The following is a 12602-nucleotide window of genomic DNA, read 5'->3' on the forward strand; positions in this document are numbered from 1 at the left end:
CCGACGCGGCCGCTGTCAGACCTGCGCCAGGAACGCCTGTAGCGCAGCGGAATACATCGGCACGTCGGCGGCACCCATCAGTTCGCGCGCGGAGTGCATCGCGAGCTGCGGAGCCCCGACGTCGATCGTCGCCAGTCCCGTACGGCTCGCGGTGATCGGTCCGATCGTCGAACCGCAGGGCAGATCCGCCCGATGGACGTAGCGCTGCATCGGCACGCCGGCGTCGTCGCAGGCCATCGCGAAGACGGCTTCCCCCAGAGCATCCGAGGCGTAGCGGAGATTCTGGTTCACCTTGAGCACCGGCCCGCCGCCGATCGAGATCCGATGGCCGGGTTCATGTCGCTCGGGATAGTTCGGGTGCGTCGCGTGGGCCATGTCTCCGGACAGGCACACGCTCGCCGCCATCGCCTGCAGATAGTCGGAGCGAGAACCACCACGCGCCAACACGATCCGCTCGCACACCGAGGCCAGGAAGTCCGATGCGGCACCGCGCTCGGAGCCGCTGCCGACCTCTTCGTGGTCGAACAGCGCCAGCATGCGGGTATTCGCCGACGACGAGCCGTCGAGCAGCGCCCGCAGTCCCGCGTAACAGGTGCCCTGATTGTCCAAACGCGGTGCGCTGAGCAGATTCTCCGCCGTACCGATCAGCGCCGAGGGCGCGATGTCGTGGGTCATCAGTTCCCAGCCCAGCAGTGTGTCGGGGTCGATCCCCGCATATTCGGCAACCCAGCCGAGGACACCGGGGGCGCCGTCGTCGAGGCCCCAGAGTCCGTCGACGTGCCGCTGCGGATCGGGCGAAACGCCTTTCCGGTCCTCCGACAGGTGGATTGCCAGCTGCGGCACCCGCACCACTGCTTCCGTCACGTGGACGAGCGTGTGCGCCACGCGATCTCCCGCCCGATAGGCGAGTCGCCCGGACAGTCCGAGATCACGGTCGAGCCAAGAGTTGAGCCACGCGCCCCCGTAGGGTTCGAGCGCGATCATCGCCGCACCGGCCGATGAACGGTCGGGATGCTGTTTCAGCCGGAGGTTGGGACTGTCGGTGTGTCCGCCGACGATACGAAACGCCGGACCTCCACCCGTTTCCCACGCGATGATGGAGCCACCGCGGATCACATAGGACTTCGACGACGCCGCACTGACCGCGGACGGCCACGCCTGATCCTCGAAAAGCCGTGTGTATCCTGCATTCTCGAGCTCGCGGGCGACCGTGGCGCAGACGTGGAAGGGCGACGGCGAAGCGTCGATGAACCCGCCGAGCCCGGACGCCGAGGCGCTGGTCGGGATCCTCGGTCCGGTCATACCGAGGCGAGCACCGAGTCGATCACCGAGTAGAACAGGCCGAGACCGTCGTCGCTGGGGCCGGTGAGCGGTTCGGTCGCGTGCTCGGGATGCGGCATGAGCCCGACGATCCGCCCGTTGGGGCTGGAGATCCCGGCGATGTCGAGTGCCGACCCGTTCGGATTGCGCTCCGGGTAGGTGAACACGATCAGGCCCTCACCCTCGAGCTCTTCGAGCTTGCGCTCCGACGCCACATAGCGACCTTCGCCGGACTTCAGCGGGATGAGGATCTCCGCGCCCCGCTCGAACCGGGTCGTCCACGCGGTGGTGTTGTTCTCGACGCGCAGCCACTCGTCGCGGCAGATGAAATGCAGGCCCTCGTTGCGGGTGAGCGCGCCCGGCAGCAGGCCGGCCTCGCACAGCACCTGGAATCCGTTGCAGATACCGAGAACCGGCATACCCTTGCCGGCCGCCTCGACGACCGAGCCCATCACCGGCGCGAAACGCGCGATGGCGCCGGCACGGAGGTAGTCGCCGTAGGAGAAGCCGCCGGGCACGATGACCGCGTCGACGCCCTTCAGGTCGGCGTCGCCATGCCACAGCGCAACGGGTTCGGCACCCGCGAGCCGGACCGCGCGCGCGGCGTCGACGTCGTCGAGGGTGCCGGGGAAGGTGATGACACCGATCCGAGCTGTCATGCCGCCTACTCCGCGACCCGAGAGACGTTGAAGTTCTCGATGACCGTGTTGGTCAACAACTCTTCGGCGATCCGCTCCAGGGTCACGTCGTCGACGGTGTCGTCGACCTCGAGTTCGAAGCGCTTGCCCTGACGGACGTCGCCGATCCCGGTGAATCCGAGCCGACCCAGTGCGCCGACGATGGCCTGCCCCTGCGGGTCGAGAATCTCGGCTTTGGGCATCACGTCGACCACCACTCGCGCCATGGCACCGCTCCTCAATGTCTACTGATCAGTTCTCGCCTGGTCAGCTTACCGGGTGCCCCAAATCGGCTCAGAGCACGGATTCGATCGCGGCGACGACGGTGGGGTCGGTCGGCTCGGTACGCGGACGGAAACGGTTGACGACCTCACCATCGGCGTTGACGAGGAACTTCTCGAAGTTCCACTGGATGTCGCCGGCCTCACCGTCGGCGTCGGCGTGCCGGGTCAGCTCGGCGTACAGCGGATGGCGCCCGTCGCCGTTCACGTCGGTCTTCTCGAGCAGCGGGAACGTGACTCCGTAGGTGGTCGAGCAGAAGGTCGCGATCTCTTCGGCGGTGCCGGGCTCCTGGCCCATGAACTGGTTGCACGGGACGCCCACGACGGTCAGCCCCTTGTCGCCGTAGGACTTGGCGAGCTGCTCGAGACCTTCGTACTGCGGGGTGAGGCCGCACTTGCTGGCGACGTTGACGATCAGCAGCGGCCCACCGAAGTCCTTCAGCGAGACGTCGGAGCCGTCGAGAGAGGTGACCGGGATGTCTTTGATGTTGCCCATGGGGAGAGATTAGACGTCCTCGACGGAAGTGCACCACGCAGCGTGAGACGGGGCTCACACCTCCTCGCAACATATGTGCCATTTCACGCCTATTGCGTTTCCGCAATAGTTGCATCGGAGTTAGCATTTTCCGGTGCCTGAGGAAACCTCGTGCGCCTACGGCGCCGCCGACTCGGTCGATTCTGCATCGATCGAGTCCGCTTCGGCGGCCCTCGTCGCCTTCCTCGACCGGCTCCTCGACCTCGGCCGGCCCGAGACAATGGAGAGTCTCGCCGCCACCGACATCACCTTCTCGCAGCTCCGGGTGCTCTGCGCGCTCGGCAGCCATGACGGTCCGATGCCGGTCAACGCCATCGCCGAGCAGGTTCAGCTGTCCCTCGCGGCCGCGGGCCGGACGGTCGACAAGCTGGTCTGCATCGGCTTCGCCGACCGTCGTGAGGACTCGGCGGACCGTCGGATCAAGCGGGTCTCGCTCACCGGCGACGGCGTGCGCTACCTCGAGACACACCTGGCGCTGCAGCACGACACCGTACGACGGTTCGTGGCCGGCCTGCCCGCCGAACTCCGGGACAACCTGTGTTCGGCGCTGCGACCCATCGTCGACGACGCCGTCGACCATTTCTGCCTGACGGCCCCGACCAGGCAGGAGGCGTCGTGACCCCCGCCCGGGGCCGCCCCCGCGGCAATCTCCTCGCCCGTTGACCGCGAACAACTCCCGACACCCGCTCGTCGCCCTCACGTAGTAGATCGAGACCGCCCTTGCGCAGGGCCGTCTCTCGACCGACCGATAGGAACACGCATGACATCATCCACCGGAGGCCACCTCCACGAAGGTCCGCCGGACACCAAGCTGGACCGCAACGTCCTGATGGTCGCCGGTGTGGTCGTGCTCGGCGCGATCATGTCGATTCTCGATGTCACCGTCGTGGCCGTCGCACAGAACACCTTCCAGCAGGAGTTCAACACCGACGCCGCCGGTGCGGCATGGACCGCGACCGGTTACACCCTTGCCCTGGCCGCGGTCATCCCGCTGTCGAGCTGGGCGGCATCGCGTTTCGGCACCAAGAAGGTCTATCTCGTCTCACTGGTGCTGTTCACCCTCGGTTCCGTGCTGTGTGCGCTGGCCCCGAACATCGGTGCGCTGGTCGCGTTCCGCGTGATCCAGGGTCTCGGCGGCGGCATGCTGATGCCCGTCGGCATGATGATGCTGACCAAGGCCGCCGGTCCGGAACGAGTGGGCTCGGTCATGGCAGTCCTCGGCATCCCGATGCTGCTCGGCCCGATCTCGGGTCCCATCCTCGGCGGCGTCCTCATCGAGCAGCTGAGCTGGCACTGGATCTTCCTGATCAACGTCCCCATCGGAATCGGCGCCCTGATCTTCTCCTGGATCGTCCTCCGCGACGACGCGGAGACCACGCGCTCGTCGATCGACGTCGTCGGTCTGCTGCTCCTGTCGCCGGGCCTGGCGCTGTTCCTGTTCGGCATCTCCTCGAGCGCGGAGCACCGGACCTTCGTCAGCGGGCAGGTGCTGATCCCGACGATCATCGGCGCGATCCTGATCGTCGCGTTCATCGCCCACGCGCTGCGCAAGAAGAACCCGCTCCTGGATCTGAAGCTGTTCAAGAACCGCACGCTGAGCATCGCGGTGCTGACCATGGTGCTGTTCATGATCGCGTTCTTCGGTGCGGCGCTGCTGTTCCCGCAGTACTTCATCGGCGTACGCGGCGAATCCACCCTGGCGGCCGGCCTCCTCCTGGCACCGCAGGGCATCGGCGCCATGCTGACCATGCCGATCGCCGGAAAGCTCACCGACAAGATGGGTCCGGGCAAGTTCGTGCTGGGCGGCATCGTGCTCATCCTCATCGGTATGGCAACGTTCACCATGCTCGGCGCGAGCACGTCGTACTGGCTGATCTGCGGTTCGCTGTTCGTCCAGGGTCTCGGCATGGGTATGGCGATGATGCCGATCATGTCGGCGGCGCTCGCCACCCTGAGCAATGCGCAGGTGCCCGACGGTTCGACGCTGATGAATGTCATCCAGCAGGCGGCCACCTCTATCGGCACCGCGGTGATCTCGGTGATCCTCGCCAGCAGTCTCGCGAACAAGCCGGAGGCGGGTCTCGCGATCATGGCGAACACCTCCGACAAGCCGCTGCCGCCGGGAGTCCCGAACCCGCTGCCGGAGTCGTTCTTCGACACCGCGGCCGACGTGTTCTCCAACACCTTCGTCGTGTCGGTCGTGCTGATCGTGCTCACGTTGATCCCGGCGTTCTTCCTGCCCCGCAAGAAGATCGCGTCACCGCTCACCGAAGAGGATCTGGACCGCGGACCGATCATGATGCACTGACCGGTCGACCTCGCGCCTCCGCTGGTTGAGCCGGTCGAAACCACGAAGCCCCACCGACTCTCGGGTCGATGGGGCTTCGTGGGTTACGGCTCCTCGCTACGCTCGTCACCTACTCAACCAGCAGAGGACGGCTCCTCGCTAACGCTCGTCACATACTCAACCAGCGCGGTACGGCGCTCAGCGATCGAGTGCGCCCGACTGCTGCAGGATCCACGCCAGCTCGAAGGCGACTTCCTCCCACTGCTTGTAGCGTCCGCTCACGCCACCGTGACCGGCCGTCATCTCCGTCTTCAGCAGGATCGGATTGTCCGATGTCGAATTCTCTTGGAGTCGCGCAACCCATTTCGCCGCCTCGACGTAGAGCACCCGGGTGTCGTTGAGCGACGTCAGCGCGAGGATCGGTGGATACGGTTTCGCGTCGACGTTCTCGTAGGGCGTGTAGGTCTTCATGTATTCGTAGACCTTCGGGTCGTGCAACGGGTCGCCCCACTCGTCCCATTCGATGACCGTCAGCGGCAGCGACGGGTCGAGGATCGAGTTCAGGGCGTCGACGAACGGCACCGACGCCAGGATCCCGTTGAACAGTTCCGGCGCGAGGTTGGCGACCGCGCCCACCAGGAGACCACCGGCCGAACCACCCTCGGCGACCATCTGCTGCGGCGTCGTCCACCCCGTTTCGACGAGATGCCGTCCCGCCGCGACGAAATCGTTGAAGGTGTTCTTCTTGCTGAGTTCCTTGCCGTTCTCGTACCAGTAGCGTCCCATCTCGCCGCCGCCGCGGATGTGGGCGAGGACGAAGACCATGCCGCGATCGAGCATGGACAGACGGGCCACCGAGAAGTACGGATCGATGCTCGCCTCGTAGGAGCCGTACCCGTACAGCAGCAACGGAGCGGGTTTGGCGGCGTCGGTCTCCTTGCGGCGCACCACCGACAGCGGAATCCGGGTGCCGTCGTCGGCGACCGCCCACTCGCGGGACTGAACGTAATCGGCCGGGTCGTATCCGCCGAGCACCGGCTGCCTTTTGAGCAGTGTGCGTTCACCGGTCGCGACGTCGAGTTCGAACAGCTCCGCGGGTTCGATGAAACTGCCGTAGCCGATGCGCAGCTTCGGCGACCACCACTCGGGGTTTCCACCGAGTCCGGCAGTACTCAGCTCCTGCTCGAATTCGACCTCGTGGAAATCCGATTCGGTGGGGATGCCGTCGATCTGACGAAGATCGGCGATGGCCAGGCGCGGCAACGCCTCTCGCCGGTACGACAGCACCAGGTAGTCGGCGAAGGCGTCGAGGTCCTCGACGCGGCGGGCCGGGTCGTGTGCGATCAGCGGACGCCGGTCCGACGGGTTGTCGACCGGCGCGATGTCGATGGCGAAGTTCTCCGCCTTCTGACCGTCCACGACCTCGTTGTGCACGATCACGAAGTAGTCGTCCCCGTCGATGACGGCATGTTCGACGCTGTACTCGACGCCGTCGACGCGCGGGACGACACTGCGGAATTCGCCGGTGGGGTCGTCGGCGGAGAGAACGTAGCTCTCCGAGGTGATCTTGGAGCCGACCCCGATGACGAGGTACTTGTCGCTGCGGGTGGTGCCCATGCCGACCCAGAACCGCTCGTCTGGTTCGTGGAAGACCTTGACGTCCTCGGTGCCGGCGCCGATGTCGTGGCGCCACACCGTGTCCGGACGCCACGCCGCGTCGACCGTCGAGTAGAAGACGTGGCGGGCGTCGGCCGACCACACCGCGCTGCCCGACGTGTCGGTGACCACGTCGTCGAGGACCTCACCGGTGCGAAGATCCTTGATGCGCAGCGTATATCGCTCGTCACCGACGACGTCGGTGCTGTAGGCCAGCCAGTTACCGTCGTCGCTGACGGTCAGTGCGCCCAGGCTGAAGAAGTCGTGCCCCTCGGCTTCGACATTGCTGTCGAGCAGGATCTCCTCACCGGGTAGTTCCACACCGTCGTCGACCTTCGGCGGGGTCCAGTCGTCGTCCGCGGCGATCGGGCACCGGCACGACGTCGAATACTGCTTGCCCTCATGGGTGCGGGCGAAATACCAGTAGCGTCCGCGCCGGACCGGCACGGACATGTCGGTTTCCTTGGTGCGGCTCTTGATCTCGTCGAAGATCTGCTTGCGCAGATCCGACAGATGGCCGGTGTGCGCCTCGGTGAACGCGTTCTGCGCCTCGAGGTAGGCGGTGACCTCCGGATCGTCCTTGTCGCGCAACCATTCGTAGTCGTCGACGATGGTGTCGCCGTGATGGGTGCGCTCCGCCGGGACCTTCTTGGCGACCGGCGGTGTCGCGGTCTCGCGCTCGTCGATCACGAAACCACCTCCGCGGTCGGCCAGTCGGCGAAGGACTTCTGCGCGATCCATTCGTAGGCTTCGATGTACCGCTGCCGCGTACGTTCGACCACATCTCCGGGTAGGGCCGGTGGCGCCTCGTCGGATGCCTTGTCCCAACCGGATTCGGCACTGGTGAGCCAGTTGCGAACGATCTGCTTGTCGAAACTGGGCTGCACCTTGCCCGCCTCGTAGGTCGCGGCCTCCCAGTACCGGGACGAGTCGGGCGTCAGGACCTCGTCGGCGAGTACGAGTTCGCCATCTGGGCCGCGGCCGAACTCGAACTTGGTGTCCGCGAGGATGATCCCGCGTTCGGCGGCCACCGCCGCGCCGCGTCCGTAGATGTCGAGGGTCGCCGACCGCAGTGCCTCGGCCAGCTCGGCACCCTCCTGCTCGACGACCCGTTCGAAGCTGATGTTCTCGTCGTGCTCGCCCTGCTCGGCCTTGGTGGCCGGGGTGAAGATCGGCTCCGGAAGCTTGCTGGCCTCGGTCAAGCCCGCGGGCAGCTCGACGCCGCACACCGCGCCGGTCGCCTGGTAGTCGAGCAGTCCCGACCCGGTCAGGTAGCCACGCGCGACGCACTCGACCTGGACCATCGGGAGCCGACGCACCACCATCGAGCGGCCGACGACCTCGCCCGGGATGCGCTCGTCGGTGGGACCACCGGCGAGATGATTGGGGACGCCGAGTTCGTCGAACCAGAAGAAGCTCATCGCGGTCAGGATCCGCCCCTTGTCGGGAATCGCGGGGCTCAGGATGTGGTCGTAGGCCGAGATCCGGTCGGAGGCCACCAACAGCAGGGTGTCGTCGTCGATCTCGTAGATCTCCCGGACCTTCCCCGACGCCAGATGCCGGTAGGACTGCAGTTCAGGACGCATGGACTCGACCCTAGAGGGTCACCGGTCGGTCGGGGGCGGCAGCCTCTGACATTCTTGACCGATGAGCGCACCGCACATCACCATCACCTACTGCACCCAGTGCAACTGGCTGCTGCGGGCGTCGTGGATGGCCTCGGAGTTGCTGAACACCTTCGGCACCGAACTCGGCTCGGTGACCCTGATCCCGGAAACCGGGGGCGTGTTCCACATCGACGTCGACGGGCAGCAGATCTGGGAGCGCAAGCGCGACGGCGGTTTCCCCGACGCACCCGAACTCAAGCGACGGGTACGCGACGTCGCACTCCCGGACTGGCGACTCGGACACGGCGACCCGTCCTGACACTCCGCCTCGATTTCTGAATTACGTCTATCAACTATTGATTGACAAATAGTCTAGGCAACAAATACTTTGAACCGTGGCATGGATCACACGTCCGGGGCTGTGGCGCTTCGTCGACGCGGACCACTCCGGCACGTAAGGGTCACCCCTGTCCCCTACGTGCCGGCTTCCATGCCGCCACTGACGTGCGCGGCACGTGAGAAGTTCCGGGAGAGATGAACCTGAAGGAGTGACGCCGGGGTCTGCGTTGACGACGGATCCCGCCGAGGGGATCCAGGGGAAGAAACATTGGCCGGCCAGGTGGATCGCCCTTGGCGGTGGGAGCCTCTTCGTGGTGGTGTCCCTCATCATCACGAAGATCGACAACAACCGGTTGTCCGAGACGAGCATGGACGACCACTTCAACCTCCCGATGAAACCCGTCTTCGAGCCCTATCTCGTCGGCAACAACGTCATCGCGACGATCGTGATGACACTCCTCGGACTGAGCGGCGTCGCGATGGGCGTCGCCTTCTACCGCCGGACCCGCGACATCGTGCCCCTCATGCTGGCGCTCAGCGCCCCGCTGGTGGTGTTCACCGAAGTGTTCCTGGACATCATGGGTGCGGTCTATTTCCCATGGAGCGATTCCGAATTCCTCGGCCACGCCTTCAGCCTGATGGGTCGCCAGATGCCGTGGTGGATCGTCGCGGCATGGTTCGGTTACGCGGCCCTCGGCGCATTCGAGTACGCGACGCTCGCCAAGAAACCGGCGACCAAGCACATCTGGGTCGCGTTCGGCGGCCTCGTCGTCGCGGCGATCGTCTTCGAGGAGATCCTCCTGTCGATGGGGCTCTACCACTACTACGGCAATCATCCGTTGGTCCTGGTCCGAGAGCTGCCCTGGTGGTGGCAGGCATGCAACCCGCTCGGCGTCACCCTCGCAGTCGCCCTGAGTTACCGGCTCCGGTCGTACTTCAAGGGAGTGCGCGCACTACTGCTGCTGCCGATCATGCCGATCACCATGGCCGCCGCCTACGGTTTCGCGGCCCTGCCCGGCTGGATCGCCGTCAACAGCGACTACCCGTGGCTGCCCACCCAGCTCCTCGGCTTCGCCTCGATCGCCCTCGGGTTCGCGCACATCTACCTGATCATGCGGGTGATCCTCAACCGCGACCCGTTCGACCTCGACTACGTCCCGCCGGAGGGCGAGGACGAGTTCCGCGTCGACATCTCCAAGCGGAAGAACCAGCCCGCGTAGTCAGCGGCGTCACCCGGAGGCCGATGCGCGCTACAGGATCGGCGCAGGCGCGTATGCCGCGGCCTCCGGGTACTGGCCGATGATCTTCTCCGCGGCCGCGATGACGTCGGCGACCTGCTGTTCGGCAGCACCGACGAACACCGACTTGTCGGCGAGCAGCTCGTCGAGCTGAGCCCGGTCGAGCGGGATGCGGTCATCGGCGGCGAGGCGGTCGAGCAGATCGGGCTCACGCCCCTCCTCGCGCATCGCCAGGGCCACCGCGACGGCGTTCTCCTTGATCGCCTCGTGGGCGGTCTCGCGACCGACGCCCGCGCGCACCGCGGCCATCAGCACCTTGGTCGTCGCGAGGAACGGCAGGTAACGGTCGAGCTCGTTGGCGATGACCGCGGGGTACGCGCCGAACTCGGCGAGGACGGTCAGGAAGGTCTCCATCAGGCCGTCGATGGCGAAGAAGGCATCCGGCAGCGCGACGCGGCGGACGACCGAGCAGAACACGTCACCCTCGTTCCACTGGGCGCCGGCGAGTTCGGCGGCCATCGAGCCATAGCCGCGCAGGACCACCGCGAGGCCGTTGACGCGCTCGCAGCTACGGGTGTTCATCTTGTGCGGCATCGCCGAGCTGCCGACCTGACCGGGTTGGAAGCCCTCGGTCACCAGCTCGTGGCCGGCCATGAGCCGGATGGTGTGCGCCAGCGACGACGGCGCGGCAGCGATCTGCACCAGCGCCGACACGACATCGTGGTCGAGCGACCGCGGGTAGATCTGGCCGACCGAGGTGAAGGACCGGGCGAAACCGAGGTGATCGGCGACCCGGGACTCGAGATCGGCGAGTTTGGTGGCGTCACCGCCGAGCAGGTCGAGCATGTCCTGCGAGGTGCCCATCGGGCCCTTGATGCCGCGCAACGGGTATCGATCGATCAGCTCACGCAGGCGGGTGAGGGCGATCATCAGTTCGTCTGCGGCCGAGGCGAACCGCTTGCCGAGGGTCGTCGCCTGAGCGGCGACGTTGTGGCTGCGGCCGGCCATGACGACCGACGAATACTGAGCGGCACGTTCGACGATGCGGGCCAGGACCGCGACACCGTGGGAGTGCACGTGTTCGAGAGAACGCAGGATCTGCAGCTGCTCGACGTTCTCGGTGAGGTCGCGGCTGGTCATGCCCTTGTGGATCTGCTCGTGACCCGCGAGGGCGTTGAACTCCTCGATGCGAGCCTTCACGTCGTGGCGCGTGACGCGCTCACGATCGGCGATCGAGGCGAGATCCACCTGGTCGACGACGCGTTCGTAGTCGGCGATGGCGTCGGCCGGGACGTCGATCCCGAGGTCGCGCTGTGCCTTCAGTACCGCGATCCACAGGCGCCGTTCGAGTGCGATCTTGGTGGTGGCCGACCACAGCTCGGCGAGGTCGGTGGAGGCATAGCGGCTGGCCAGGACGTTGGCGATGGCAGGCTTCGACACCCGATCAGTGTAGGTCGGTCGCGGACAGATCCCGAATTCCGCCGTCCCCGGCGCTCAGAACGCGAAACACGTTCCGTTGGACCCGTAGCCCTGACGCACTTTCACCAGCGTGGGCGGCGAGGCCTTGCCGTTCTGTACGGCATAGAGGTACTTGTCACCGATACGACGGGGAACCCAGGTGACCGAGGCGAGGGCACCCGACGGGAGATCGCGGCCGATGAAACGTGCCGGCAGACCGGGTTTGACCTCCCAGAACGACACCCAGCCCGACGAGTTCACGGGAATCGTCACCGGATAGGTGCATCCGGTGCCGTACACCGCGGACGACAGCGGGACACCCGCGTCGACGCGACCGGCGGGCGCGGCGTGTGCGCCGGGGGCGACGAGCATCGCCACCCCGGCGACCAGGGACATGAGCGCGGCGACAAGACCTGCGCGAGCGCTGTGTCTACTCATCGGCTCCCCCGAACATCCGATCCGTTTCCTTCGGCATGCCGTCACGCCCGCGGCGCGAGGACGTCGATCACCTCGAGCAGGACGTCGCGCACCGCGTCGATGGGCCGGACACCGTTGCGCCCGAGTGCCCCCACGATGGCACCGTCCTCGATCCCGATCAGCTGGGCTATGTGGGCTGGATCGGCGACCCGGCCGGATTTGGCGAGCACGTCGAGGTGGCACAGCGACAACGTCCGCCACCGGTCGCTCACCACCTCACGCAACATCGGGTAGCGCGCCGACAGCGCGATCATCTCGTAGCGGGCCGACAGCTGCTGGATCGTCGTGTCCACGCTGACGATGACCTCGGCGAGCGCGGTCGCGGTCGCGGTCCTCCCGCGGCGTCGGCGCGGAAGTGCGTTGCAGCGCTCGGAGACTGCGGACGCATCGTGACTGCAGAGACTGGCCGCGGCCTCGGCCATCAGGTCGTCGAGCGAGGCGAAGTAGTACGTCGTCGACGCCAGCGGCAACTGGGCGCGCTCGGCCACCGCACGATGACGTACGGCGTCGAAGCCGCCTTCGAGCAGCAGCTCACCGGCGGCCTCGATCAAACGGGACCGCCGTCGCGCACCCTTCGGTGTCGCTGCCGACGTCATCATGTGGTTCATGCTGCCAAAGGCGTCCGTACCGCCGTATTGCTTTTGACCAAAGCGGCACGACCACAGGCGAATTCCCGTATAAGACGACGATGCCCGTGCTGAATGCGTCGTTCACGGTCCACGTCAGT

The 12602-nt window shown here is 66.3% G+C and carries 13 protein-coding genes; 4 read left to right on the top strand and 9 right to left on the bottom strand.

Annotated elements, in window-relative coordinates; translation table 11 throughout:
* Positions 1-15 precede the first annotated feature (15 nt).
* The 4 genes from GOAMI_RS07295 to GOAMI_RS07310 form a co-directional block, all read right to left on the bottom strand.
* The gene (locus GOAMI_RS07295; RefSeq protein ID WP_006435806.1) at positions 16-1302 is read right to left on the bottom strand and encodes a M18 family aminopeptidase; all 1287 of its coding nucleotides are present in this window, start codon (positions 1300-1302) and stop codon (positions 16-18) included.
* On the bottom strand, positions 1299-1979 hold the full coding sequence (gene purQ, locus GOAMI_RS07300; RefSeq protein ID WP_006435807.1) for a phosphoribosylformylglycinamidine synthase subunit PurQ: 681 nt from the start codon (positions 1977-1979) through the stop codon (positions 1299-1301). The genes GOAMI_RS07295 and purQ overlap by 4 nt, the downstream gene beginning before the upstream one ends.
* Before the next feature lie 5 nt (positions 1980-1984).
* Positions 1985-2224 carry a phosphoribosylformylglycinamidine synthase subunit PurS gene (gene purS, locus GOAMI_RS07305; RefSeq protein ID WP_006435808.1) on the bottom strand — a complete coding sequence of 80 codons (240 nt, stop codon included), beginning with the start codon at positions 2222-2224 and terminating at the stop codon, positions 1985-1987.
* Positions 2225-2291: 67 nt separating this feature from the next.
* Positions 2292-2774, bottom strand: a complete 483-nt coding sequence (locus GOAMI_RS07310) for a glutathione peroxidase (protein WP_006435809.1) — start codon at positions 2772-2774, stop codon at positions 2292-2294.
* A gap of 133 nt (positions 2775-2907) precedes the next feature.
* Between GOAMI_RS07310 and GOAMI_RS07315 the strand changes: the two genes are divergently transcribed.
* Together GOAMI_RS07315 and GOAMI_RS07320 are read left to right on the top strand one after the other, a co-directional pair.
* Complete coding sequence (locus tag GOAMI_RS07315) at positions 2908-3432, top strand: MarR family winged helix-turn-helix transcriptional regulator (RefSeq protein WP_006435810.1); 525 nt, start codon at positions 2908-2910, stop codon at positions 3430-3432.
* Between the two features lie 141 nt (positions 3433-3573).
* Complete coding sequence (locus GOAMI_RS07320) at positions 3574-5121, top strand: DHA2 family efflux MFS transporter permease subunit (RefSeq protein WP_006435811.1); 1548 nt, start codon at positions 3574-3576, stop codon at positions 5119-5121.
* A gap of 177 nt (positions 5122-5298) precedes the next feature.
* Here the strand turns inward: GOAMI_RS07320 and GOAMI_RS07325 are convergent, their stop codons facing one another.
* Together GOAMI_RS07325 and GOAMI_RS07330 are read right to left on the bottom strand one after the other, a co-directional pair.
* Positions 5299-7446: a S9 family peptidase gene (locus GOAMI_RS07325; protein ID WP_006435812.1), complete on the bottom strand. Its 2148-nt coding sequence runs from the start codon at positions 7444-7446 to the stop codon at positions 5299-5301.
* Positions 7443-8342, bottom strand: a complete 900-nt coding sequence (locus tag GOAMI_RS07330; RefSeq protein ID WP_006435813.1) for a phosphoribosylaminoimidazolesuccinocarboxamide synthase — start codon at positions 8340-8342, stop codon at positions 7443-7445. The genes GOAMI_RS07325 and GOAMI_RS07330 overlap by 4 nt, the downstream gene beginning before the upstream one ends.
* A 61-nt stretch (positions 8343-8403) precedes the next feature.
* Here GOAMI_RS07330 and GOAMI_RS07335 point away from each other — a divergent pair, with 61 nt between their 5' ends.
* Positions 8404-8682: an Rdx family protein gene (locus GOAMI_RS07335; protein ID WP_006435814.1), complete on the top strand. Its 279-nt coding sequence runs from the start codon at positions 8404-8406 to the stop codon at positions 8680-8682.
* Between the two features lie 331 nt (positions 8683-9013).
* Positions 9014-9922 carry a hypothetical protein gene (locus GOAMI_RS07340; RefSeq protein WP_006435815.1) on the top strand — a complete coding sequence of 303 codons (909 nt, stop codon included), beginning with the start codon at positions 9014-9016 and terminating at the stop codon, positions 9920-9922.
* A 30-nt stretch (positions 9923-9952) separates the two neighbouring features.
* On the opposite strand, the gene purB is transcribed toward GOAMI_RS07340, so the two are convergent.
* Genes purB through GOAMI_RS07355 form a run of 3 tightly spaced genes read right to left on the bottom strand, consistent with a single transcriptional unit; the run spans position 9953 to position 12471 of the window.
* Complete coding sequence (gene purB / locus GOAMI_RS07345; RefSeq protein ID WP_006435816.1) at positions 9953-11380, bottom strand: adenylosuccinate lyase; 1428 nt, start codon at positions 11378-11380, stop codon at positions 9953-9955.
* Positions 11381-11434: 54 nt separating this feature from the next.
* Positions 11435-11836, bottom strand: coding sequence for a hypothetical protein (locus GOAMI_RS07350; RefSeq protein ID WP_040004643.1), 402 nt, complete (start codon positions 11834-11836; stop codon positions 11435-11437).
* 41 nt (positions 11837-11877) lie between these two features.
* Positions 11878-12471: a TetR/AcrR family transcriptional regulator gene (locus tag GOAMI_RS07355; protein ID WP_174324713.1), complete on the bottom strand. Its 594-nt coding sequence runs from the start codon at positions 12469-12471 to the stop codon at positions 11878-11880.
* Positions 12472-12602 lie beyond the last annotated feature (131 nt).

It is taken from the genome of Gordonia amicalis NBRC 100051 = JCM 11271, assembly GCF_000332995.1.
Taxonomy (GTDB): Bacteria; Actinomycetota; Actinomycetes; order Mycobacteriales; family Mycobacteriaceae; genus Gordonia; species Gordonia amicalis.

Coding starts and splice junctions, on each gene's coding strand:
- GOAMI_RS07355 (WP_174324713.1), bottom strand. CDS start 12,471: ATGACGTCGGCAGCGACACCGAAGGGTGCGCGACGGCGGTCCCGTTTG.
- GOAMI_RS07335 (WP_006435814.1), top strand. CDS start 8,404: ATGAGCGCACCGCACATCACCATCACCTACTGCACCCAGTGCAACTGG.
- purQ (WP_006435807.1), bottom strand. CDS start 1,979: ATGACAGCTCGGATCGGTGTCATCACCTTCCCCGGCACCCTCGACGAC.
- GOAMI_RS07295 (WP_006435806.1), bottom strand. CDS start 1,302: ATGACCGGACCGAGGATCCCGACCAGCGCCTCGGCGTCCGGGCTCGGC.
- GOAMI_RS07310 (WP_006435809.1), bottom strand. CDS start 2,774: ATGGGCAACATCAAAGACATCCCGGTCACCTCTCTCGACGGCTCCGAC.
- GOAMI_RS07320 (WP_006435811.1), top strand. CDS start 3,574: ATGACATCATCCACCGGAGGCCACCTCCACGAAGGTCCGCCGGACACC.
- GOAMI_RS07350 (WP_040004643.1), bottom strand. CDS start 11,836: ATGAGTAGACACAGCGCTCGCGCAGGTCTTGTCGCCGCGCTCATGTCC.
- purS (WP_006435808.1), bottom strand. CDS start 2,224: ATGGCGCGAGTGGTGGTCGACGTGATGCCCAAAGCCGAGATTCTCGAC.
- GOAMI_RS07330 (WP_006435813.1), bottom strand. CDS start 8,342: ATGCGTCCTGAACTGCAGTCCTACCGGCATCTGGCGTCGGGGAAGGTC.